The following is a 24,042-nucleotide window of genomic DNA, read 5'->3' on the forward strand; positions in this document are numbered from 1 at the left end:
GAGCAGGAGCGCGAGTGCGGCGCCCGCCAGGGTCCGGGCCCGTCCTGTCCAGGCCAGCGAGCGGGCCAGGCCAGACCAGTGCAGGCGGCGGGGCGGCCTGAGGGGCAGAGCGGCATGGTCTGGGGCCGCCACCGGCGTGGCGGCCGCGCGTGGCGCAGCGGGTTGCAGCGCACCCGAGTCCTCCGCCGTCGCAGCTACTCCCCGATCTGCGCGGATGGCCTCGATCAGCGCCCGCGTCTCCGCCGACGGCTCTGCGCCGTACTCCCGCGCCAGGTGCCGGGCAAACTCCTCGTAGGTGCGCAGCGCGCCCGCACGGTCGCCGCCTCGCTCCAGCAGCAGGATCAGGCAACGCAGCCCGCTCTCGTCGTCGGGAGATAACTGCAGCGCCTGCCGGGCGACTGCGGCGGCGCGCGCCGTCTGCCCGGCCTGCGCCTGCTCGGCCGCGAGCTGCCACGCCACGGCCGCTGCCCGTTGCCGGAGCCGCCCCCGCTCGCGCTCGAGCCAATGCTCGAATTCTGGGGCGCCGGAAATGAAGAAGCCTTCCAGCAGGTCGCCGCGGTAGCACTCCAGGGCCTCGCCCAGCGAGCCCGCTTCCACGGCACGCTCGAACGCGACGACGTCGCACCACACGGCGCCGGCATCCAGCCCCACCTCCTCGTCGCCCCGGCTCCTCAGCCCACCTTCGCCCAGCTCGCGGCGGATGATGTACAGCGCCTGGCGCAACGCGCGCCGGGCGTGGTTCTCGTCCAGCTCCGGCCAGAACATGGCCAGCAGGGTATCGCGCCGGCAGAAGCCGCCAGCCGCCCGCAGCGCGAGGCAGGCCAGGAGCGCCACGCGCCGGGGCTGTGCCAGGAGGGAACGCAGCTCGCGGCCGTCTGCGGTCTTGAGGTCCAGGGCGCCCAGCAGGCGAAGCTCGATCATGGAGAGACCTGCGACAGTCCGCGGAGAAAGCAACAAGCGAGACAGTGCGGTGACCCGGCGGTGACGCCGAGCGGTTAAAGTAACCCGCGGCGCCGCTCGCTTCAACGCCTGCGCGCGGTGCCCGTTGCCGAGAGTGAAGAACCCGCGCCCAGCGCCCTGGGCTGCTCAGGCGCGGCAAAGCTGGTTGCCCCCGGCGCCGCTCTCGATGACTGTCGCCCCACTCTCTGCAGGAGGCCATCATGCGCACCTCCGCTTTGCTCACTGCTCTCGCGGTGCTGCTCCTGCCCGCGTGTGACACGCCCAACCCGATGGACTCCTCCACCGACGCGGCGCCGGGCCTCGGGAACGACCTCCCCCGTTTCATGTCGGCATCGGGGGCGGACCTCCCGTTCAGCCAGCCGGTGCCGTTCGCGGCGCAGCTCGACAACCGCACGTGCCTGATCGGGATCTTCACCGGCCCGCAGAACCTGCCGCTCGTACACCGGTGGAACGTTCGCGTGGGCGGCTCGCAGGTGCAGAACGTCACCCTCAGGGTCGACGCGCACTCGGTCAATGCCAACGATCGGGGCACGCTGCGCGCGACACTGCGTGATCTCGCGGGCAACCAGATCGCCACCGCCGACGTCGCCTACACGGGGAGCCCGACGAACACCGGGGACCTGACGGCGACGCTGAGCCCGGGCGTCTATCGCCTCTCACTCGAGGCGATCCCGACCACGGAGCCGCCGCCCGCTCAATCGGGGCAGCACTACCAGCTCGGCGCCTCGGCCGGCGTCGCGCTGGGCTGGGCCGGGCCGCTCAACTACAACGAAAGTGGTGGGCCCGAGGGGCACTTCTGGGCGGTGAACGCCGGCGCGGGCGAGCCGGTGCAGGTCGTATTCTCCGTGGACGGCGCCGGCCCCGGCGTGCCCAACCAGGCCACCTCGATCACCTACGAGGTGCGCAACGCGGACAACACGGCGGGGCCGGTCGCTCCGACAACGGCTGCGATCTCGCCGACGCAGCCGGTCACCGTCGCCTTCACCAGCGCCCAGGCCAGGGCCTACCTCCTGCGGGTCGCCGCCAGCGGCGGCCACTACCGCAGCGAGAAGACGAGCGGCGGCGACCGCGGCTTTTACGGCGTCCAGTGCAACCCGCCGCCCCCGCCGCCGCCTCGGATCGTGGTCACCCGGGTCCAGATCGACATCAAGCCGGGCAGCGATCCCAACTCGATCAACCTGGGGAGCAAGGGTCTGGTGGCGGTCGCGGTCTTAACCAGACCGCTGGAGCAGGCCACGCCCGAGTTCCCGGCCTTCGACGCGACCCGGCTGGATCCGAGCCTGCTGCGGATGATGGACCTGGCCGACTTCGTCCCGGGCATCTACCCGCAGGGCGCGATCCCGGTGCGGGGCGCGGTCGAGGACGTGGACGGCGACGGCGACCTGGACCTGGTCGTCCACTTCGCCACGCAAGACCTCGATAACGAGGGCTTCCAGGGCGGCCGCTTCGACCCGAGCACCACGGCGGCCCGCCTGTTCGGCCCCGTGCCGCCGCCGCCCGGGCAGCCCGTGACCCAGGTGGTCTCCGGCGACGACGCCGTCCGCATCGTGGGCCGCTGACAGCACCGCCCAGCGCGCGAAGGCCGCGGAGTCCCGGCAAGTCTGCCGGCGCCGGTCGAGCTCCGCGGCCTCGGCGCGCCCGGCGGTGTCAAAAACCCCGCCTGGCAAGGATCAGCTCACGGGCTTCCAACCCTTCCAGCCCGGGCCTCGCACGACCCGCCCCGGCTTCGCGCCCGTGTGCTCGCCAGCACGTAGCACCTGTACGCCGTTGACCAACACATGCACCACGCCGGTCGCGTACTGGTGCGGCTGCTCGAAGGTCGCCCGATCGGCGATCGTCTCCGGGTCGAAGACCACGATGTCCGCGTAGTAGCCGGGCGCGAGACGGCCGCGGCGCCGCAGCTCGAGGTTCGTCGCCGGCAGCGAAGTGAGCCGCCGCACCGCCTCCGCCAGCGGGATCACCTTCTCCTCGCGGACGTACTTCCCCAGCAGCCGCGCAAAGCTGCCATACGCGCGCGGGTGCGGGTTGGACTTGAGGAAGACTCCCTGCGGCGCGAGCGACTCCGCATCCGAGCAGAAGCTGACCCAGGGCAGGGCAATCTGCTTCTTCACATTCTCCTCCGACATAAGGAAGTAGATCGTGCCCACCCGGCTGTCGTCCTGAACCACCAGGTCCATGGCCGTCTCCTCCGGCGACTTCCGCCGCAGCCGCGCCACCTGGGCTAGCGACCTGCCCGTCAGGTACTTGAGCGAGTCCTGCTTGAAGCCGACCAGCAGAATGCGCTCGGGCGAGCCGCTCATGAGGTACAGGCTCTCCCAGGCGTCCGTGGGCGTGGTCATTTCCCGGCGCACGCGCGCGCGAATGGCCGGATCCTGCAGCCGCCGGATCCACTCGCGCAGCCCGCCCTCCTGCACCCAGGGCGGCATGGCAGCGTCCAGCCCGGTGGCGCCCGCCGTGTAGTTGTACATGTCCGCCGTGATCTTCAGCCCGTCGGCCCGCGACGCCTCCACCTTGCGGATCACCTCGTCCATCTTCTTCCAGTTGGATTCGCCCGCCGCCTTCAGGTGGTAGATCTCCGCCGGCACGTTCGCGCGCCGCGCAATGCTCAAGAGCTCGTCCACCGCCTCGAGCAGCCGGTTGCCCTCGCTCCTCATGTGAGAGATATACATGCCGCCGTAACGGCCGGACTCCTCGGCCAGGGCCACCAGCTCCTCGGTCCCGGCGTAGAACGCGGGCGCGTAAATGAGCGAGGAGCCCACGCCCAGCGCGCCCTCTTCCATGGCCTGGCGCACCAGGGCGCGCATGCGCTCGAGCTCCTCGGGCGTGGGCGGCCGGTCCTGGTAGCCGACCTCGTGGATGCGCACGGTCGTGGCGCCCACAAAGGACGCCACGTTGCTCGAGACACCGTGCCGCTCCAGGTGCTCGAGGTACTCGCCCAGCGTCGTCCACTCGATGTCGTACTTGATGTCGCCCTGCAACTCCTGGTTCAGCCGCTTCATCTCCGCATTCCACGGCCCCATCGACTCGCCCTCGCCCATGACTTCCAGCGTCACGCCCTGGCGGATGTCGCTCTGCGAGCGCCCGTCCGCCAGCAGCGACTCGGTGGCCCAGCTCAGCATGTTGATGAAGCCGGGAGCCACGGCCAGGCCGGCGACGTCCAGTTCGCGCCGCGGCCGCGTCGGCCCCAGCTCACCTACGGCGACAATGCTGTCGCCATGAATGGCCACGTCCCCGACCACGGGCGGGCCGCCGCTCCCGTCGTAGATCGTGCCGTGGCGCAGGACCAGGTCATACTCCGGCGGGTTCGGCGCGAGCGAGCAGGCCGAGAAGAGGAGAAGAGAGATCAGGACGGGAAACGCGTGCTTGGGCATGGCGCGCTCCGGGTGCGCGGGTATACCGAAGGGCCGAAGGCCCGGGCGAATGCCAGCGCTTTGCCGCCGGATTCCGCCCCGGTCCGCCTTCGCTTGCGCACCTGCCGCCCTCTCGTCTAAGCTGAGGCACAGCAGGCGGCGTAACCTTACCACGAGTTGACGCGGGCCACGCGCTTCCGCGCGGGCAGCTTCGTCTCTTGAAGGAAAGACTTGGACGCTCGGCGCGGCCGCGCAAGAGCGTCGGGGTTCCGGCCACGCGTGGCGGGCTCGTAACGACGGGCCGTGCGCGCCCCGTCCACGAGACCAACTAGAGCAAGATGCGCAGGTTCCTGAAATGGAGCAGTGTGGTGCTGGCTTCCGTTCTCGGCCTGGTGCTGCTGGCCAGCGCAGGCGTGTACGCAGTCAGCGGCTGGCGCATGAGTCGGCGTTACGAATTCGAGGTCGAGCCCGTCGCCCCGGCGAGGGATAGCGGCGCCATCGGTCGGGGGCGGCACTTCGCCGAGGCTGTCGCCAAGTGCCTCGAGTGCCACGGCCGGGACCTGGGCGGCAAGGTGGTGGTGGACGCGCCGCCCATGGGCCGCCTGGTGGCGAGCAATCTGACGGTCGGCCGGGGCGGCATCGGCGCTGCTTACACCGACGCGGACTACGTCCGCTCCGTCCGCCACGGCCCCGACCTGACTGGCGGCGGCGGCCCGCCGCCGGGCGCACCCAACATCACGCCCGCGGGCATCGGGGAGTGGAGCGAGGCGGACTTCTTCACCGCCTTGCGGCACGGCAAGCGGCCCGATGGCAGCGCCATCAGCGCGGCCATGCCCTGGATCTGGACCTCGCAGATGACGGGCGACGAGATCCGTGCGCTCTGGCTCTATCTGAAGAACGTGCCGGCAAAGACGCGGGAGTAAGCCACCATGATCAGGACATTGCGCCCCGAGAAGCGTACCCCCCGCGTCGCGGTCCTTGCTGCATCCGCGCCCCTCTCGCTCCTGCTCCTCCTCACCGCCGCGGCATTGCCTGCACAGCAGCAGCGTGCTGTTCCCTCGATTGCCGAGTACACGAAGGGCCTGGAGCAGCGCGACGGCTACTTCCCCCTCTACTGGGACGCGGTCAGAGGACGGCTGCTGCTGGAAGTGCCCCGTACAGGCGAGGATTTCCTGTACCTGACCTCGCTGGCGACGGGGATCGGCTCGAATGATCTGGGACTGGATCGCGGCATGATCCAGGAGGACTTCATTGCGCGCTTCGAGCGGGTGGGGCCGAAGCTCCTGCTGGTGCTGCAGAACCCCTCGTTCCGTGCGGAGACGGAGCCAACGGAGGCGCTCGCCCGCTCGGTCCAGGAATCGTTCCCCACCTCCACCGTGGCCAGCTTCGACATCGTCGCCGGGGAAGGCGACCGCGCGCTGGTGGACGCGACCGCCTTCTTCCTGCGGGACGCGCTGGACCTGCCGGGGCGGCTCGAGCGAGCGGGGCAGGGGAAGTCCCGGGTGGATGCGGAGCGCAGCGTGATCCACCTGCCCCGCACCAAGGCGTTCCCGGAGAACACGGAAGTAGAGGCGTCGCTGACCCTGGCCTTGGAGGCGCCGGGCACGGAGATCCGCCGTCATACGCCGGACGCCCGCTCGCTCACGATACGACAGCACCACTCGCTGGTGAAGCTGCCCGCGCCCGGCTACCGGCCCCGGCGCTTCGACCCGCGGATCGGCGTCTTCTCCGTCAGCTTCTACGACTACGGCAAGCCTTTCGACGCGGACCTGGTCACGCGTCTGGCAGTACGCCACCGGCTGGTGAAGAAGGACCCCTCGGCTGCCATGAGCGAGCCGGTCGAGCCCATTGTCTACTACCTCGATCCTGCCGTTCCGGAGCCGTACCGCAGTGCCTTCAAGGAGGGCGGCGCCTGGTGGAGCAAGGTATTCGAAGCGGCGGGTTTCCTGACCGCGTTCCGCGTCCAGGACATGCCGCCGGACATGGACCCCATGGATGCGCGCTACCACGTGATCCAGTGGGTGCACCGCACGGAGGCGGGCTCCTCGATTGGCCCTTCGTTCCGCGACCCGCGCACGGGCGAGATCATCAAGGCTGCTGTGCGCATGGACTCCCACCGCTCGCTCGTGGACTACAACCTGTACGCGGGAGTGGTGCCGGCAGTGACGGCGGGAGCCGGGGCGGGAAGCGGAACGGGAACGGGGGCGGGCACGGCGCTGGACGTGCGGGACGAATTCCTGGCGGCGGATGGCGCGCTGGACTGGGTGGCGGCGCTGGACCCGAATACGGGTGCGGAAGCGTTTGCCATGGCCCGGCGCCGGCAGCATGCGGCGCACGAGATCGGCCACACGCTCGGTCTGGCGCACAACTTCATCGCCGCGAGCTATGGGCGCGCGTCCGTTATGGACTATCCGGCGCCGCTGATCAAGCTGGTGGACGGCCGGATCGACGTGAGCGACGCCTACCGCGCTGGTCCGGGTGCGTATGACACGATCGCGATCCGCTATGCCTACACCGAGTTCCCGGCGGAGCAGGAGGCGGCAGGGCTCGAGGCCATTGTGCAGGAGGCGATGAGCCGCGGGCTCAAGTTCATCACCAACCCGGATGCTGAGCCATCGAATTCCTACCCGCTGGCCACCTGGTGGATCAATGGGAGTGATGCGCTGGACGAGCTGGAGCGGGTGCTCGAGGTTCGACGCGTGCTCATGGATCGGTTTGACGAGAGCGCACTGCGCCCAGGCGAGCCGATGTGGCGGCTGAACGAGCGCTTCGTGCCCGTCTATCTGCACCACCGCTACACGCTGGATGCGGCCATCAAGGAGATCGGGGGGATGGAGTACCGCTACGGCGTGCGCGGCGACCGACTGCCGGTCACACAACTGGTCCCGGCGGAGCGGCAGCGCCGGGCGCTCGAGCTGCTGCTGGCCGAGCTCGACGCGGCAGAGCTGGCCGTGCCCGAGCGGGTGCTGCGCCTGCTCGCGCCGCGTCCGTTCGGCTACGCTTCAGATGCGCGTGCCTTCGCGACGCAGGCGGCGCCGGCCTTCGACCAGGTGGGCCTGGCCCGCACGCTCGCGGACATGGTAGTGGGCGGGATCCTCGAGCCGCGGCGGACCGCGCGCGTCGTCGCCTTCCACGAGCGCGACCCCGGGATGCCGTCCCTCGAGGAAGTGATGGGCCGGCTGGTGGACGGAGCCTGGGGCGGGACGCCGCCGCGCGAGCACGCCGCGCTGCGCCGCGCCGTGCAGCGCGCAGTGCTGGACGCGCTCATCGAGCTGGCAGCCGACGCCGGGGCGGCAGTCGAATCGCGTGCTGCGGCCGAGTGGGGGCTCCGGCGCATTGCCGCGGCGCTGCGCTCCGCCCGTCCGGGATCGCCTCAGGAGGCTGCCCACCGTCAGCTCGCGGCGGCAGACATCGAGCGATTCCTCGACCGGCGCTATGAGGGCGGCAGGCGGACCGAGCCGCTGCGGCCGCCGCCCGGCACGCCCATTGGCGGGCGAGCCCCCTGGCAATAAGCTGCCAAGTGGTCGAGTTCGCGAGTACGCTCACGGCCGAAATGCGACCGTACTTTACCGTACTTGCAAATTCGACCACTAAGCTCCCAACGGGGCGTGAGTTTACTTGACAGAGATGGCGCGTCCTGAGACAATTTTGCAGCCGGCCGGGCGTGAACCGCGCCGCGAGCAGCCCGAGCCAGAGCGGCACGGGCGCTGCCGCCGGCGCTAAATGAGGCGTGGGCGGCGCAACAAGCTCGTTCTTCGGGTAGACCTTGCAGGTACTGGGAACCTCGACATGGATCGCGCTGGCGGCACTCGTGGCCGCCAGTGCGGTCCTTGTCTTTCTGCTGCTCCGGCAGAAGCGTCGCGCCCGCCGTGCGCCGGGCGCGGCACCGGCGCGCGGCGTGCCGGCGCGGGAGCCTGCCGGGGTTCCGCCCCGCCGGGAAGCGGCGCGCGCGGCGCCGCTCCGGCGCACCTTCCCCGAGCTGACCTCGCGCCCAGAACTGCTCCGCGCCATCGAGGAACTGGGGTGGAGGCGGCCGACGCCGCTCCAATCTGGAATCATCCCGCTCCTCGCGAGCCGGCGCGATGTGGTGGCGGTCGCGGACCGGGGCGCGGGCAAGACCGGCTCGTACCTCATCCCGGCCCTCGAGCGGCAGGCAGACCGCGAGGGCTTGCACCTGCTGGTGATCTGCCCCACGCGCGAGCTGGTGGAGCGCGTGGCCGGCAAGGCGCGCGCGCTCGCCCGCCCGCTGCACCTGTGGGTGGGCACGTTGCACGACGGGGGCCCGGCTGCGGCACAGGTCCGGGATCTCCGCGCCGGCTTCGACATCCTGGTGGCCACGCCGGGCCGGCTGCTCGAGCACCTGGAAGCCGGGAACGTGGACCTCTCCACCATCCAGGTCCTGGTGCTGGACGAGGCCGATCGGCTAAGCGACCGCTGGGCGCAGCTCGAGCGCATCCTCGCCGCACTACGCACGGACCGGCAGACCATCGCCTTTGCCGCCAGCCTGCCCGAGCCGTTGCGGGACCGGCTACAGCGCATTACCCGCAAGGCCGAGTGGGTCGAAGCGCTGGCGCCAGCCCCAGGCCCCCCACCCGAGCTGCCGATACCCAGCCTAACCTCGCCTCCGCTCCCCGCCGCGGCTCCCAGGCGCGCCGGTTTGGCGGTGGAAACCGAAGAGGTGCTCAGCACCGGCCTCACCGGCACGGTCCGCTGGTTCAACGAGCGCAAGGGTTATGGCTTCATTACCCCGGATACGGGCGAGAAGGACTGCTTTGTCCACCGCTCCGCCATCCCCGGCGATGGCGACCGCTCCCTGAGCGAGGGGGACCGCGTGCGTTTCGATCTGGTGCGCCGGCCCAAGGGGCCCGAGGCCGAAAACGTGCGCAGGCTTTCGGAGTAACTGCTCGAAAGTCTAATTTCTGGAGAAATTCCTCACTTTTCGCTACCGGAGGCCTTTATGCGTCGCCTGTTTGCGCCCGCACTCGTGCTGGTCCTGGCCGTGCCGGCCGCCGCCCAGAAGCGTGCCTTGCTGCCGCAGGACTACTACCGCATGACTTTCGTCAGCGAAGTGGCCGTCTCACCGGCCGCTAACCTGTTGGCCTTCACGGTCACCACCGTGGACGAGAAGGAGAACAAGCGGCACCGCCAGGTGTGGCTGCAGCGGCTGGCGGCGGGCCGGCCGGCGGGCGAGCCGTTCCGCTTCACCGATCCCACGGAGGAGTCGTTCTCCCCCCGCTGGTCGCCGGATGGGCAGGTGCTGAGCTTCCAGTCGCGGCGGGGCAAGGACAGCAACCAGACGTGGTTCGCGCGGGTGGCCGCGCCAGGCGGTGAGGCCTACCACGTTGCCGGCATTGAGGGTGCGCCGGTCTGGTCGCAGGACGGGGCCTGGATCGCTTATCTGAAATCATTGGAAGACGAGGCCGGCGAAGGCGAGGGCGAGCGGAAGGAGCGGAAGGGGTGGATCGCGCCCGACGCGATCACCAGCACGCTGGATGCCAAGCGTTTTGACGGTCGGGTGATCACGTCCCTGCGCTACAAGCGGGACGGCACACTGGCCCTCTTGCCGCACTACTCGACGCGTCCCAAGCCGCGGCTGCTGCTGGCGCGCGCCGGCGGAGGCGAGCCCCGCGTGGTGGCAGAGCCGCCGTTCAGCATCCGCGCCATCACCTGGTCCGCGGACGGCCGGTTCCTCTACTTCAGCGGCGACGAGCTGGAAGATGACGAGTGGAATCGTGAGCCGACAGCGGACCTTTTTGTGGTGCCGGTCGAGGGTGGTGCGCCCCTCAAGCTGACGGCGAATCCCGGCTCCGAGGTCTCGCCTGCGGTTTCCCCGGACGGCCGGCGGCTGGCGTTTCTGCGCACGCCGCAGCGCGGCGCCCAGACGGACTTGCTGGTGGTCGACCTCGCCCCGGATGGGGGACTGCGTGGCGAGCCACGCAACCTGACGGCGTCGTGGGACCTGGAGCCGGGCGCGCCCGTCTGGACGCCGGATGGGCGGGCGCTCCGCTTCCAGGCGCGGATCGGTGGCGGGGTCCACCTGTTCGAGGTGGGCGCTGCTGGCGGCGCGGTCCGGCAGGTGACGAGCGGCGCCCGTCAGCTCGGCGCCTTCTCCTTCTCCCGCGAGGGCCGCGTCATGGCCTACACGGCCAGCGATGCCATCACCCCAGCGGAAGTGTTCATCGCCCGCGGCGACGGCCGGGAGGAGCGGCGGCTGACATCCTTCAATGACGTATGGCTGGCCGAAGTCGAGCGCATGCCGCACGAGCGGCTCACCTGGAAGGTCGCCGACGGCACGGAGATCGAGGGTTGGCTGGTCAAGCCCGTGGGGTTCCAGCCCGGCAAGCGGTACCCGCTGGTGCTGAAGATCCACGGCGGGCCGCACAGCGCCTATGGCAACACGTTCTTCCAGACGTTCCACGTGCTTTCCGGCGCCGGCTTCTTCGTGCTCTACCCCAACCCGCGCGGCTCGGAGGGCTACGGCCACGCCTTCACCTACGCCACGCGCGGCAGGTGGGGCGAGGTGGACCAGGAAGATTTCCTGAAGGGTGTCGACGCAGCGCTGGGCAAGTACCCGGAGATCGACGCGCAGCGCCTGGGTGTCTCGGGCGGCAGCTATGGCGGCTTCATGACCAACTGGCTGACGGCGCGGAGCGACCGCTTCGCCGCCGCCGTGACCAGCCGCTCGATCGCCAACTGGGAGAGCTGGTACGGCGACTCGGACGCGCAGGGCCTCACCGAGCACGAGTTCTATGGCCCGCCCTGGGAGCAGCGTGAGCTGTATCGCCGCCTCTCACCCATCACCTACGTCGAGAACGTGAGGGCGCCCACGCTGGTGATCCACAGTGAGAACGACTACCGGACGCCCATGGGCGAGGGCGAGCAGTGGTTCATGGCGCTGCAGAAGCGGAGAGTGCCCGTGGAGCTGGTGCGCTATCCACGCTCCTCGCATGGCCTCTCGCGCACGGGCGAGCCATGGCTGCTGGTGGACCGGCTCGAGCGGATCAAGAGCTGGTTCGTGCACTGGCTGATCGAGCGGCCCACTACGGCAGCGGCGGCGAGCGGCCCCTAGAATCCTTGTATCGCCAAACTTGTTACAAATGAGTCAAGTTTTCTTCGGGTCAGGTTCGGGTGACCACCGGTTCATGCCTCGTCGGTCTGAGGCGCGGCATCTGGGGCGAGCGTCACTGCGCTCCGAGTGCCAGGAAATGCCCTTATGAACCGCGCGCTCGAACGCACGCTCACGCTGCGCGACCTGACCCTGATTGTGGTCGGAACCGTCATCGGCTCCGGCATCTTCCTGGTGCCCGGTGCCGTAGTGCGCCAGACGGGCGGCGACGTGGGCGTCGCACTGGCCGTCTGGCTGGCCGGCGGCGTGCTCTCGCTGCTCGGCGCGCTCACGTACGGCGAGCTGGGCGCCATGGACCCGCAGGCCGGCGGCCTGTACGTCTACCTCCGTGACGCCTTCGGCCCGCTCCTCGCCTTCCTCTACGGCTGGACGCTCTTCTTCGTGATCAGCAGCGGCTCGACTGCCACACTGGCCGTCGCCTTCAGCGGCTACCTCCGCCAGTTCGTGGCGCTGGGCGCCGTAGCCGGCAAGCTGCTCGCACTACTCATGATCGCCGTGGTCGCCGCCATCAATGTCCGGGGCACGCGGACGGGCGTCGGCGTCCAGAACTGGAGTACGGGGATCAAGGCCGGGGCGATCCTGCTCATGAGCGGACTCCTCCTCGCCACGGGCAGCGGCTGGGAGGCGAGTGGCGGCCGCTTCTTTGCCGCGCCGCTCGACGCGACGCTCCTCTCGGGCGTGGGGCTGGCTATGATCGGTGTGCTCTGGGCCTACGAGGGGTGGCAGTACGTCACTTTCTCGGCGGGCGAAACGCTCGACCCGCAGCGCACCTTCCCGCGCGCGATCGTTCTGGGCACTACGGCCCTGATCGGGATCTACCTGCTGGCCAACCTCGGCTACATTGCAGCGCTCGGTCCCGAGCGGGCGGCCGGCTCCCAGCGCATTGCGGCGGAGGCGGTGGACGCGCTGCTCGGCGCGGCGGCGGGCAAGGTGATCGCCGCCGCGATTCTCGTCTCCATGTTCAGCGCAGCCAATGGGCTAGCGCTCACGGCGCCGCGCGCCTACTACGCAATGGCCCGGGACGGCCTCTTTTTCCGCCGGCTCGCGGACGTACACCCCCGCTTCGGCACGCCCGCGTTCGCGATTTTGGCCGGCTCCGCCTGGGCTATGCTGCTGGCTGCAACCGGTACGTTCGAGCAGCTCCTGACGTACGTGGTGTTCGCCGGCTGGATCTTCTACGCCCTCGGCGCCGCCAGCATCTTTGTTTATAGGCGACGCCGCCCGAAGGCGCCCCGCCCGTTCCGCGTGCCCGGCTACCCGCTCACCCCCGTACTCTTCATTCTCGCCGCCGCCGCCATTGTGCTGAACACGCTGGCGGCACAGCCGGTACAGGCCCTTTTGGGTGTTGGCATTGTCGCGATCGGCACGCCGGCCTACGCCGTGTGGAGGTCGAGGCTCCGGCCGCGCCGGTCGGTAGCGGGCTCCGGGCGGTAGCTGAGCGGCCCGAATTTTGCAAATATCCTGCCGGCGCGCCCTCATCGTCTTCGAATTTGTGCTGCGGATTGCCGCGCATTCCTTCTGCATAATCCGGCGGCGCTGGCGTGGGCGGGGGGGCTCATACTCGCTTTCCTTGACTCCCGGGATTGAAGACGGCATCATACGACATTCCCGCAAAGCTCTCCAACCCGCGATGCTGCCCGGCAGAACCATGCGCCCGCTCCTCCTGCCGTCTGTCTGCCTGATCGTCAGTTGCGGCGCGCCCGAGCCGGCGCGCATCGGCGTGGTCCTGGGCCCCAATGCCGCGGCGGCGGCCCGCCTCGCCGTTGCCGAAATCAATGCAGCGGGCGGTATAGCCGGCCGCCCGCTCGACCTGGTCATGGTCTCCGGCCGGCAGGCCAACTGGGCGCAGCCGGCGATCGCCGCGGCGGAGAGTCTCGCGACGAATCCGGCGATCGTGGCGGTAATCGGACACTCGAACAGCGCCGCGAGCCTTGCTGCGTCTCAGGTTTACAACGCGCGGGGTCTTGTGCACATTGCGCCCAACACCACGGCACCGCTTTTCAGCCAGGCCGGCCCCTACAGCTTCCGGCTGGTGCCGGACGACCGCCGGCAGGCCAAATTTCTGGCTGCGCAGGTAGGTGTGCGGGCCAGCCCCGCTCGCGTGGCAGTCGTGTATGTGAACGACGACTACGGCCGCGCCCTCGAGCTCGAGCTGAGAGGGCTGCTGGTCAGGCACGGCCACACCATCGTCTACGAAGCGCCGTACCTCGAGGCCGGTGATCCCGGCCACCTGGAAAGGGTGGCGGGTACCGTGGCCGACGCCGTGCCGGAGGTGCTGGTGCTCATCGGGCGGCCGCTGGATCTCGAGCCGTTCCTACGCCACTTGCGCCAGCGCTTGCAGGACCTGCCGATCTTGGGTAGTGACGCGCTGGATGACCCGCACGTCTACCGGAATCGGGACGGTGTGTTCACCGGCGTCCGCTTCGTCCGCTTCATTGACCCGGAAGCGCCGAATCCACGTGTCCAGGCATTGCGCCGGCAGTACCAGCGCGCGATGGGCAGGGAGTTGACCAGCGAGTCCCTTCTCACCTACGACGCCGTCCTGTTACTCGCGGAAGCGCTGCGATCCGGCGCACGGGACCGGGAGGCAGTGCGCCGCTTCCTTGCCTCGGTCGGCCGCGAACGGCCGGCCTTCCAGGGACTCGCCGGCCCCATCGCCTTCGATGGCCACGGCGACGTCATGCGCTCGCACCTGCTCGCCGAGGTCGCGTCTGCCGGCGTGCGGGCCGTCCAGGCTGGCCAGTAACGGCCATGCGCAAGCTATCCGTTCGCCAGTTGATTGTTGCCGGCGCCCTGGCCTGGGCCGTAGCTGCACTGGCCATGCTCGTCGGCGTGCTCGGCTTCTTCACGGCGATGCAGCGGGAGCTGCACCGCGAGACGGACGCCGTGCTTGAGGACGAGCGGCTGGCGGGCCGCATCACGGGCAACCTTTACGCGCAGCTGCTCGAAGCGAGTCGCTACACCCAGGATCCGAGCCCGGCCGGGTTGGCCGCGTTTCGCGAACATGGCACCTCCGTATTCCACGACATCAGGCTCTACCTGTTCCGGAACCTCTCGTCCGAAGAGCGGCTGCTGGTGGAGCGACTGAAGGAGCGGCATCAGGAGCTGGAGGTGCTGGCACAGGACGCATTCGACCTGGCGGCCCGGGGCCGGACGGGGGAGGCGCGGGAGCATGCGGCCCTCATGTTCCGGTCGGCCGACTCGCTGCAAGCCAAGCTGGGCCGGCTGGTGCGGCTGCGGCACCAGGTGCGCACCTCGCTCGAGATGCGGCAGGCGAGCGCGCTCAAAGGCCTGTACGTTCTGAGCCTGGCGCTGGCTTCCATCTTTGGCCTGGTCATCGTGCTCCTCACCCGCTTCCTGCGCGGCCGACTGCTGCTGCCGCTCGAGGAGCTCTCCGCTGCCGCCGCCCGCCTGGGCGCCGGCGACCTCGAGACGCGAGTGCCGGTGCGCCACAATGACGAGCTCGCCGCCGTGGCCCGCAGCTTCAATCGTATGGCCGAGAACCTCGAAGTGGCGCACACGCAGAGAGAAGCTGCCGAGCAGGCGATCCGGCAACGGGACGAGCAGCTCCGCCAGGCGGAGAAGACCGAGGCGATCGGCCGCATGGCCGGTGGTATTGCGCATGACTTCAACAACCTGCTCACTGCGATCCAGGGTCACACCCGGCTGTTGCTAGACAGCCCGGGCTGCCCGCCGTACATCCGTGCCGATCTGGAGGAGGTCGACAGAGCTGCGGAGCGCGCTGCGACGCTGACGCGCCAGCTCCTCGCGTTCGGCCGGAAGCAGGTGCTGCTGCCACGGATCCTCGACCTCAATGTCCTGATCACCGACATCGGCAAGATGCTCGGCCGGCTGATCGGCGAGCACATCGACCTGCGCTTCGAGCTGGCCCCGCACGCCGTCTGTGTCCGGGCCGATCCCAGCCAGCTCGGGCAAGTGCTGGTGAACCTGGTGGTGAACGCGCGGGACGCCCTGGCGAACGGCGGGACGATTACGGTCGAGACCTGCGAGGTCGAGGTCGACGACGCCTTCGCCCGCCGCCGTGCCGGCCTCGAGCCGGGCAGTTACGTGATGCTGGCGGTGTCGGATACGGGCGTGGGAATGGACGAGGAGACGCTGGCTCGCGTGTTCGAGCCGTTCTTCACGACCAAGCAGGTAGGGAAGGGAACGGGGCTCGGCCTGTCCACGGTTTACGGCATCGTCAAACAGAGCGGCGGGCACATCGAAGGGAAGAGTCAGCCGGGCAGGGGGAGCCGCTTCGACATCTACCTGCCGCGCGTCGAGCCCGAGCCGCAGGAATCGCCCGCACCCGCGGCCGCGCGGCAGGGCTCAGGCGGCAGCGAGACCGTGCTGCTGGTCGAAGACGAGCTGGCCGTGCGATCGCTCGCCCGCAGCGTGCTCGAGCGCAGTGGCTACAACGTTCTCGAGGCGCAGGACGGCGAGCATGCCCTCGGCCTCGCCCGCGAATACGGCGCCGCTATCGACCTCTTGCTGACGGACGTCGTCATGCCGGGGATGAGCGGGAAACAGCTCGCCGACCGGCTCTGGCTCGTCTGCCCGCGCACACGCGTGCTCTTCATGTCCGGCTACGCACTACCGGAATTTGCCGAATCCCCGGAGGGCGCGGGAACCCACTGGCTCCTCGCGAAGCCTTTCACGCCCGAAAAACTGGCTCTCAAGGTGCGGCAGGTGCTGGACAGCCGCGATAGTCGGGCCGCTACCGGGTAGGAGCAGGAGCACCGCCTCTGCTCGCGCATCTGGAGCAGCCAGCGAGAGGAAGGGACCCGCCTCAAGCAACCGCACCCTGCGCGCACAGGCGCTCGAGCGCAATGCGGAACCAGACCGTATAGGCTTCCGGCCGCCTCGCCACATCCTGCCGCAGCACCTCGGGTGCTGCCCAGCGCCAGCCATCCGCCTCGAGCGGGTCGGGCGCGGGCTTGCCGTCGAACCGCCCGAGGAAAACGTGGTCGAATTCGTGCTCGGCCACACCCTGGCCGAGCTCCGCCCGATAGGTGAAGCGGAAGGCAGCACGGAGCTCGCAGTCGAACCCCATTTCCTGCTCGAGCCGCCGGTGCGCTGCAGCCAGCGTGTCCTCGCCCGGACGCGGATGGCCGCAGCAGGTATTCGACCACAGCCCTGCCGAGTGGTACTTCGCCGCCGCCCGCCGCTGCAGCAGCAGCTCGCCCGCTGTGTTGAAGACAAAGACCGAGAACGCCCGGTGCAGCCGCGGCGGCTCACGGTGCGCCGCCAGCTTACCCGCGGTTCCCACCTCGAGGTCGTTCTCGTCCACCAGGACCACGCGCTCTTCCAACACGCCTCCGCGGCTATCGGCTCCCTGTCTCGCCGCATCTACGCGGATACCGGAGCGGAAGCAAGTAGGGAAACCGTACGCAAGCGGAAGGGAGCACCTGCTGATGGTATTGATTTAGTGGCATTTGCCATTTATTTTGTGGCATGATGAGGAAAATTCGTGTTGATGGAACGGGCCGGGTCGTCATCCCGAAGGCGATCCGCGAGGCGTCCGGCATCAGCGAGGACACGCCGCTCGAGGTGCGGCTGGAGGGGCGCGAGGTTCGGCTGATCCCGACCGACACAGTACCCCGCCGGCAGGTTCTCGAGAATGGCTGGGTGGTGTTCGATACGGGAGCGTCGCACGCTATCGACATTCACGAGCTCCTCCAGCAAGAGTACGAGCGGCGGGCGCGGGAGCTCGCGGGATGACGGGTGGCGGCCGCGGCGCGGGGGACACGTTTTTCTGCGACACCGCGGTCCTGGTGGCGGCTGCCGATCTGCGTCACGCGCATCACGCTGCTTCGGTGGCGGTGGTGCGCACCGCCTCGCGAACGCGGGCGTTCTGCTCCGCCCATAGCGTAGCGGAGCTATACGCGACCGTTACAAGCCCGGCCTATCGGGACCGTCTCCGGCCCGCGGACGTAGCCGATATCCTGAAGCAGGTGCGCGCGTTGTTTACCGCTGTCGCGCTCACGGCTGCGGAGTACTTCGCCACCGTCGAGGATGCGCTGGCACGGGGGCTCCGGAGCGGTCAGATCTATGACGCGCTGCATCTCGCGGCAGCCGCGAAAGTCGACGCCGCGACGATCTATACATGGAATCTCAAGCATTTCCAGGCTCTCGCGCCTGCGCGCATTGCCGACCGGATCAAGACGCCGTAGGCGGGCAGCGCTCCACGCAGAACGTCGTTTGACGGATTGGTCGTCTTACGGGGCCTCGGGCGCCGCAGCCGCGTCCAGCAGCCAGGAGCGAACCACGCTACCGTCCGGCGCTTCAGCCACCGAGCGCCGCCTCGATGCGTGCGAGTGCGGCGAGCGGATCCCGGCCCAGCTCGAGCCGCAGCGGCCCACGCCCGCGCTGCGCCAGCGCAGCGTAATCTCCGTCGGCCTGCGCGCGCAGCAACCGGCCGAAACTGTGATCAGTTTCCGGTATCTCCAGGTCTTCGGCCGGCTCGTCCACTAGCTGCAGGAAGATCCCGCCTTCCGGCCCGCCCTTGTGCAATTGGCCGGTCGAGTGGAGGAACCGTGGGCCGAAGCCGACCGTAGTCGCCAGCCGGGTGCGCTCGCGCAGCCGCGCGCGGATCCCGGCCAATGCCGCCGCGATCTTGTCGCTCGGCTCGACAAAAGCCTGCAGCGCGATGTAGCCGCCGGGCTCTGCCCCTGCGAGCCAGCGCTCGAACGCCTTGCCGAGCCCCGCGGCGTCCTTGACAGCGACCCCGCCGCTCACGCCCGCGCCGGCGCCGGCCATCGCCTGGCGCGCCATGTCCTTCGCCAGTTGCACGTCGGGCTGATTGAACGGATGGATGCCCAGCACGCTGCCCGCCGCCGCGACCGCGAGCTCCCAGCGAAACATCTCCGCTCCCAGCGCGAGCGGCTCCGGAAGGTGGAAGCGGGCGACGGGGTGGCCTGCGGCCTCGAGTTTCGCGACGGCCTCGTCCAGCGCGCCCGCAGCCTCGTCTGCCAGAGCGAGATGAACGAAGAAGCGGTCGTCGCCGTATGCGTCCGGCATTGCGTGCGCCTCGCCGACAACGGGAACAATACCGCGACCGTCTTTGCCGGTGCTCTCGGCAATGAGCTGCTCGATCCAATCCGGAAAGGCGTTCAGTGCGGGCGAGGTTAGAAACGTCAACTTGTTGCGGCCGGTGCGCGCAAGCTCGCCCAGTGAGGCGCCGAGCAGGAGACCCGGATTGTGCGTCTCCGGCACGCAGAACGCCGCAGCCTCGGCCATGCACCACGCCTGGTCGAGCAGCCCGCGCACGTCGGCGCCGATGAGCGCCGCTGGCACCAGCCCGAACTCGGCAAGCGCGGAGTAGCGCCCGCCCACGTCGGGCGGTGCAAGGCAGGCGGCGCGGAAGCCGCGCTCGGCCGCCAGCTCGGCGAGCGGCGTGCCGGGATCGGTGATCGCGATGAAGTGCCGGCCCGGCTGCTTCACGCGCTCGGCCAGCCGCGCCCAGAAATAGCGGAAGAACGACAGCGTCTCGGTGGTCGTGCCCGACTTGCTCGAAACCACGAACAGTGTGGTAGTCAGGTCCACGGCGCGTTCGACCGCGCGCACCGCCGCAGGGTGTGTGCTGTCGAGCACGCGCAATCGCGGATACCCGGCCGCGTTGCCGAGCGTGCGCTGGAACACCTCGGGCGCCAGGCTGGAGCCGCCCATGCCGAGCAGTACGACGTCGCGGATGCCTTCGTACTTGACGTCGGCCGCCAGATCCTCCAGCTCGTCCACGCGCTCGCTCAGCAGCTCCGGCAGCCGGAGCCAGCCCAGCCGGTCGGTCAGCTCGGGGACGGGCTGCGCGGACCACAGCGTCGCATCGTGCCGCCACAGCCTGTGGCCGAAGCCGGACTCCGTCCACTCGCGCAGCCGCTTGTCAACGGCCGCGCCGGAGCGCACCAGCGCGTACTCCGCGCGGCCCGCGTGCCCCGCGTGTTCCGGGCCGCACTCGCCCACCCGCAGCGCCTCACCCTTCTCCAGGATCGAAGCGAGCAGCTCGTCGAAGGAGTCGACAAATTTGCGCACGCCATCGTCCTGCAACTCCCGCGTCACCTCGTTGAAGTCGATGTCCAGCTCGGCGAGGGCCTCGAGATCCCGGGCCGCGCCCTCGAGGTCCTGCTCCAGTGCCGTGTCCGCCCGGCCGTGGTCCAGCAACGCCACCAGCGTGTCGGGCGGCAGGGTATCGACCGTGTCGGGGCCAATCAGCGCCTCGACGTAGTGCATGTCCGGGTAGCGCGGGTCCTTGGTGCTCGTGCTCGCAAACAGCACGCGTTGCGCGCGCGCGCCGCGCGCGCGCAGCGGCGCGAACTCAGGGCCACCGAATATCTCGCGGTAGCGCGCGTACGCGCGCTTCGCGTTCGCAATAGCAATGCGCCCGCGCAGCGCGGCCGCCGCCGCACCGCCTCGCGAGTCCAGCAGCGGATCGACTGCGCTGTCGATGCGGCTCACGAAGAAGGAGGCCACGGAAGCGACGCGCGACGGATCGGTGCATGCCTGCAGCCCACGCAGGTACGCGGCGGCGACGTCATCGTAGTGCCGCAGCGAGAACATCAGCGTGACGTTCACGTTGATGCCCTCCGCGATCAGCCGCTCGATGGCCGGGATGCCGGCGGGCGTGGCCGGCACCTTGATCATGACGTTGGGCCGGGCGAGCGTGCGCCAGAGCCGCCGCGCCTCCGCGAGCGTGCTAGCGGTGTCGGCGGCCAGCCGCGGCGAGACCTCGATGCTGACGAACCCGTCGGCGCCATTCGTCTCCTCGTAGACGCCGCGGAACAGGTCGGCCGCGCGGCCGATGTCGGAAACGGCGAGCGCCTCGAACAGTGCCTCGCCGGTCGCGTGCGGGTCCCGCTCGAGCAATGCGCGCAGCTCGGCGTCGTACTCGTCGCTGCCCGCGATTGCCTTCGCGAAAATCGACGGGTTGCTGGTCAGGCCGCGCAGCCCCGCCGCGATCAGCTCAGCCAGCTCGCCGCTGTCCATCAAGCTCCGGCGGATGTACTCGAGCCATGCGGACTGGCCGTAACGGAGCAGATCGTGCATTGTCGCCACTGTGTCGCTACCCTCCCGCGAGCGCCGGGCCGGCGCCCAGGTGATTCCGCGCCTGAGCGCAGACGCCAGGAGGCGGCGCGCCCCGACCCGCGAGCGCCGGGTCAGGGGCCGGCCTCGCCATGTTGACTCATGTTGACTGCCACTCCCGCGCGCGGTGGCGTCACCGTAACACGGTAGTCTGACCCGAGCCGACGTACGGCCCGCCGTCGCCGCGCTGGCCGTAACCGTCATGATTGTAGCGGCGCCACCACCACCTCCCTGGCCGGGAAACGCCACTGTGAGCCGGGCGGGCGGTTCGCGATCCCCAGCTCGCCGTGATTAGGGTCCTCGTTGTTGTGGGGATCGCGGATGTTGACGGGATGAATGCGAATATAGTGACGCGGCACGTCGGACAACAACGTGCCTTCGGTCGTGACGGTCCACGCCTCGACGTGGCACTCGAGCGGCTCCCGCAGCGGCGCGTTGCGCTAGCCCAGGTTCGGCGCGAACAGCACTTCGCCGGTCCTCGCGTTGACCTGACCGGCGACGCCGATGCCGAGCGCCGCCGGCCGTGCGCCGGCCGCCTCGGCCACGCAGCCGCGTGCAGAATCGATGATCGAGTCGCCCACGCCCTCATAGCCCACCGCGCAGTCCGTCTCGCCACGCTGCGATGCTACGACGCGGCCCTCCGCATCGTTCCGCGCCCGGACCTCCAGAAGCAGAGCGCGCCGCCGACGGGATCGAGCTGCACCAGACGCTCCGTTCCGGACCGGTACAGGCCCGATCGGTCTGGTGCAGATGCGTGGCGCGGACCACCAACCCCCTTGCGTGCCGTGCCGCCGGTGATTATCACAGTGCCCGGGGCCGGCCGCCGGTCCTTCCCACCGCCGCTGTTGCGCCGCTCCTCGCGCCTCGTGATGGAGGGCTCTCCCCATGTACCGCTACGTGCCCGTTCCGACCCGTCCTCGCCTGGCCGCCGTGCCCGTGGACATGCCGATCGACGTGCTGATCGCGATCTCGCACCTGACGCCGGCGTACAACCCGTTCCTGATCTTCCGCGACCTGCTCGGTCATTTCGGCTGGGACCGCGCGCTCAAGGTCGTGGCGCCGCGGCTCTGGGCTCCGGCGTGGAGTCCCGAGCAGCTCGCGCTGCTGCCGGCGCAGGCGGAGGTCCCGCCCGCGCACCTGCCGCGCATGCTGGCGGAGGCCTTCCCGGGCGAGTCCCCGTGGCCGCAGCAGTACGAGGTCGTGCACTACATCGGCAGGATCGGCACCGGTCCGGGCGGCGAGGCCGAGCCGGTGCTGCGGCTGCCTCGCCCGGACCGCACCGTGGGCCCGGCCGAGCTGCGGGACCGGCTGCTCGCGGTGAGCACGCGCCTGCTGATCCTGGAGGTGTCGCGCAGGAGCAGGCGGGAGGCCGTCCGCCTGGCCGAGCAGATCGCGCTGGCCGGCGGTCCCGCCGCCCTGGTGATCGTCCGCCTCGAGGCCACGCCGCTGCACGACTACGTGCGCGAGGTCTACGCGGGGATCCTGCACAACCGGCCGCTGCCCGAGGTGGCCGCGGCCGCGGAGGGCATGGGCCCGGACCTGGACGTCACGTTCGTGATGGGCGAGGGCGGCGAGAGCATGCTGCGCTTCGATTCGCTGCTGGACCGGCTCACGGTTCGTGCATCCGAGCTGGCGAGCAGGGCGGGCGACAAGGTCGCCGATCTCCTGGGCACCAGGCGCTACCTGCACATGCGGCAGGTGGACCGGGTCAGGACGCGGCTGGACGAGTTCGACCGGCTGTCCGAGCGGGTGGAAGGGGTGCGGGTCGAATCCGGGGAGGCGATCGACTACGTGCGCGCGCACGCGTGGGAGCACGAGAGCGAGGGTGTCGTTCCGCTCGCCGCGGCCAAGGAAGCGGTCGAGGCCATGGAAACCGATGTCGACCGCCTGACGGCCATGTACGAGGACCTCGCCGCAGAGCTCGAGGCCGAGGCCGCGCACGCGCCCCGCGTGCTCAACGCCAACTTCGCCGACCCGGAGGCCGGCCAGGCCGTGGCGCCGGACCGCAGCCTGGTCGCCGGACGTGCCTACCACCTGCTCGTCGACGTCGGGCCCCGCTGGGACAAGCTGTCGAGCATCGTCGCCGGCAGCGGCGGGTTCCCGGAGCAGGCACTGCCGCCCGACCGCGACGGCTACGTGATCCGCGTCGTCGTCATCTCGAGCGATTTCACGCCGCACACCGCCTCGGCCGAGATGTGGGTGCCTCGCCACACGGGTCGCAGCCGGCCGTACATCCAGGGGAAGCCGGCGGGGCGCAGCGGGCCGGTCGCGCTGCGGCTCGTCACGCCCGAGCTGCCGCGACGCGGCGCCACGCCCGGCGAGCCGTTCGTCGCGCGGGCCCGGCTCTCGCTGTACCACGAGAACAACCTGCTCCAGTCCGCCGTGGTCTGCGCCAACGTGACGCGGGACGCGCCGGTCGAACTGGCGACGCCGAACGCGGTCGAGGTGGACTACGCGCTGACCGCGACCTTCGACGCGGCCGACGAGAAGTTCGGCCGCCGCCGGGTCCGCTTCCCCTGGGAGAAGGAGGAAGCGGCACACGACGTCGCAGTCAACCTGACGCTGAACCGCGCGGGCGCGGGCGAGCACCGCATCATCGTGAGCGGCGACCCGGAGCACACACCGGCCTGGGTGCCGTTCAGCCCGCTCGCGGCTGAGGATACGCTCGAGCGCGTGCGCGGCGAGCTGCTCAACTGCTTCTGGCGGCGGGACAATTCGGGCAATCCCGTCTACGCGGCCGGCCGGCCTGTCCCCGGCCTCGACGAGAACCACGGCAAGCCGCGCCGGCAGTTCGGGTACGACCTGTGGGTGCTCGCCCGGCAGGGCTGGCGGCTCTACAGCATGATCCTCCAGCACCTGCAGCCGGAGGATGCGAGGAGGTCGGGCGTCGACTGGCGGGACGACCTGCGACGTCGCCTGGAACGTGCCGGCGTGATCCAGATCGCGAGGACGCGGCCGGCGAACTTCGCCTTCCCCTGGACGCTGGTCTACGAGCACCCGATCACGCGCGCCGACGCGATCACGCCCTGCCCCGTGCTGCGAGAAGAATGGTCGGAGGCGGGGATCCGGAACGCGCCGCCCGCGCCGCGCTGCCCGGTCGAGGAGGCCGGGCGCCACCCGGCCGAGAACGTGCTCTGCCCCTACGGGTTCTGGGGGCTCAAGCACATGATCGAGCAGCCGATCTCGGTGATCGACCTGCGGACGGGCGAGCTGCGCGACGCGCCCACGCGCATCGGCATCCTCGAGGGGATCGACCTGGCGATCGGCTGGACGCGCGACCCGCAGCTCGACGCGGGGCGGATGGCCGAGCACCACACGCGGATCACCGGCACCGGCGGGCTGCGCCTCGTCCCGGTCGGACGCAACCCGGCCGACACCGCGACGCACGTGCGGGAGATCCTGCCCGTCTGCAGCGTCGCCTACTTCCTGTGTCACGGCGAGGACGATGACGAGGCCGGCGAGGCGTACATCGGCATCGGGCTGCGCGACGCCAATGCCGACCACCGCATCTACCCGAGTACCGTCACCGGC

At 70.0% G+C, this 24,042-nt stretch carries 17 protein-coding genes; 11 read left to right on the forward strand and 6 right to left on the reverse strand.

Features of this window, described 5'->3' with window-relative positions; all coding sequences use genetic code 11:
• The coding region (locus HY703_13435; GenBank protein ID MBI4546195.1) for a cyclase at window positions 1-921 on the reverse strand (921 nt) is incomplete at its 3' end.
• Window positions 922-1,160: 239 nt separating this feature from the next.
• On the opposite strand from HY703_13435, the gene HY703_13440 reads away from it, so the two are divergent.
• Complete coding sequence (locus HY703_13440) at window positions 1,161-2,519, forward strand: hypothetical protein (GenBank protein MBI4546196.1); 1,359 nt, start codon at window positions 1,161-1,163, stop codon at window positions 2,517-2,519.
• Window positions 2,520-2,630: 111 nt separating this feature from the next.
• Here HY703_13440 and HY703_13445 read toward each other — a convergent pair whose 3' ends face one another.
• The gene (locus tag HY703_13445) at window positions 2,631-4,331 is read right to left on the reverse strand and encodes a D-aminoacylase (GenBank protein ID MBI4546197.1); all 1,701 of its coding nucleotides are present in this window, start codon (window positions 4,329-4,331) and stop codon (window positions 2,631-2,633) included.
• Between the two features lie 317 nt (window positions 4,332-4,648).
• Between HY703_13445 and HY703_13450 the strand changes: the two genes are divergently transcribed.
• From HY703_13450 to HY703_13480, 7 genes are all read left to right on the forward strand, one after another.
• Window positions 4,649-5,233 carry a hypothetical protein gene (locus tag HY703_13450; protein ID MBI4546198.1) on the forward strand — a complete coding sequence of 195 codons (585 nt, stop codon included), beginning with the start codon at window positions 4,649-4,651 and terminating at the stop codon, window positions 5,231-5,233.
• Window positions 5,234-5,239: 6 nt separating this feature from the next.
• On the forward strand, window positions 5,240-7,822 hold the full coding sequence (locus HY703_13455) for a zinc-dependent metalloprotease (protein MBI4546199.1): 2,583 nt from the start codon (window positions 5,240-5,242) through the stop codon (window positions 7,820-7,822).
• A 254-nt stretch (window positions 7,823-8,076) separates the two neighbouring features.
• A complete protein-coding gene (locus HY703_13460; protein MBI4546200.1) occupies window positions 8,077-9,210 on the forward strand; it encodes a DEAD/DEAH box helicase in 1,134 nt (377 codons plus the stop codon).
• A gap of 57 nt (window positions 9,211-9,267) precedes the next feature.
• A complete protein-coding gene (locus tag HY703_13465) occupies window positions 9,268-11,379 on the forward strand; it encodes a S9 family peptidase (GenBank protein MBI4546201.1) in 2,112 nt (703 codons plus the stop codon).
• Between the two features lie 144 nt (window positions 11,380-11,523).
• Complete coding sequence (locus tag HY703_13470) at window positions 11,524-12,870, forward strand: amino acid permease (GenBank protein MBI4546202.1); 1,347 nt, start codon at window positions 11,524-11,526, stop codon at window positions 12,868-12,870.
• A 214-nt stretch (window positions 12,871-13,084) separates the two neighbouring features.
• Window positions 13,085-14,182: an ABC transporter substrate-binding protein gene (locus HY703_13475; protein MBI4546203.1), complete on the forward strand. Its 1,098-nt coding sequence runs from the start codon at window positions 13,085-13,087 to the stop codon at window positions 14,180-14,182.
• A gap of 5 nt (window positions 14,183-14,187) precedes the next feature.
• Window positions 14,188-16,164 (forward strand): response regulator, encoded by a 1,977-nt coding sequence (locus HY703_13480; GenBank protein ID MBI4546204.1) that lies wholly within the window; start codon window positions 14,188-14,190, stop codon window positions 16,162-16,164.
• Between the two features lie 61 nt (window positions 16,165-16,225).
• Here HY703_13480 and idi read toward each other — a convergent pair whose 3' ends face one another.
• A complete protein-coding gene (gene idi, locus HY703_13485; protein ID MBI4546205.1) occupies window positions 16,226-16,747 on the reverse strand; it encodes an isopentenyl-diphosphate Delta-isomerase in 522 nt (173 codons plus the stop codon).
• A 143-nt stretch (window positions 16,748-16,890) separates the two neighbouring features.
• On the opposite strand from idi, the gene HY703_13490 reads away from it, so the two are divergent.
• Both HY703_13490 and HY703_13495 read left to right on the forward strand, forming a co-directional pair.
• On the forward strand, window positions 16,891-17,157 hold the full coding sequence (locus HY703_13490; protein MBI4546206.1) for an AbrB/MazE/SpoVT family DNA-binding domain-containing protein: 267 nt from the start codon (window positions 16,891-16,893) through the stop codon (window positions 17,155-17,157).
• Complete coding sequence (locus tag HY703_13495) at window positions 17,154-17,609, forward strand: PIN domain-containing protein (GenBank protein MBI4546207.1); 456 nt, start codon at window positions 17,154-17,156, stop codon at window positions 17,607-17,609. Before HY703_13490 ends, HY703_13495 begins: the two co-directional genes overlap by 4 nt.
• 112 nt (window positions 17,610-17,721) lie before the next feature.
• Here the strand turns inward: HY703_13495 and HY703_13500 are convergent, their stop codons facing one another.
• The 3 genes from HY703_13500 to HY703_13510 form a co-directional block, all read right to left on the reverse strand.
• The gene (locus HY703_13500) at window positions 17,722-20,475 is read right to left on the reverse strand and encodes a bifunctional transaldolase/phosoglucose isomerase (GenBank protein ID MBI4546208.1); all 2,754 of its coding nucleotides are present in this window, start codon (window positions 20,473-20,475) and stop codon (window positions 17,722-17,724) included.
• A gap of 236 nt (window positions 20,476-20,711) precedes the next feature.
• Complete coding sequence (locus HY703_13505) at window positions 20,712-20,870, reverse strand: hypothetical protein (protein MBI4546209.1); 159 nt, start codon at window positions 20,868-20,870, stop codon at window positions 20,712-20,714.
• Window positions 20,871-20,951: 81 nt separating this feature from the next.
• Window positions 20,952-21,092 carry a hypothetical protein gene (locus HY703_13510; GenBank protein ID MBI4546210.1) on the reverse strand — a complete coding sequence of 47 codons (141 nt, stop codon included), beginning with the start codon at window positions 21,090-21,092 and terminating at the stop codon, window positions 20,952-20,954.
• A 304-nt stretch (window positions 21,093-21,396) separates the two neighbouring features.
• Between HY703_13510 and HY703_13515 the strand changes: the two genes are divergently transcribed.
• Window positions 21,397-24,042, forward strand: a 2,646-nt coding sequence (locus HY703_13515; protein MBI4546211.1) for a hypothetical protein, incomplete at its 3' end; no start/stop codon positions are given.

This window comes from Gemmatimonadota bacterium (assembly GCA_016209965.1).
In the GTDB taxonomy this organism is placed as follows: domain Bacteria; phylum Gemmatimonadota; class Gemmatimonadetes; order Longimicrobiales; family RSA9; genus JACQVE01.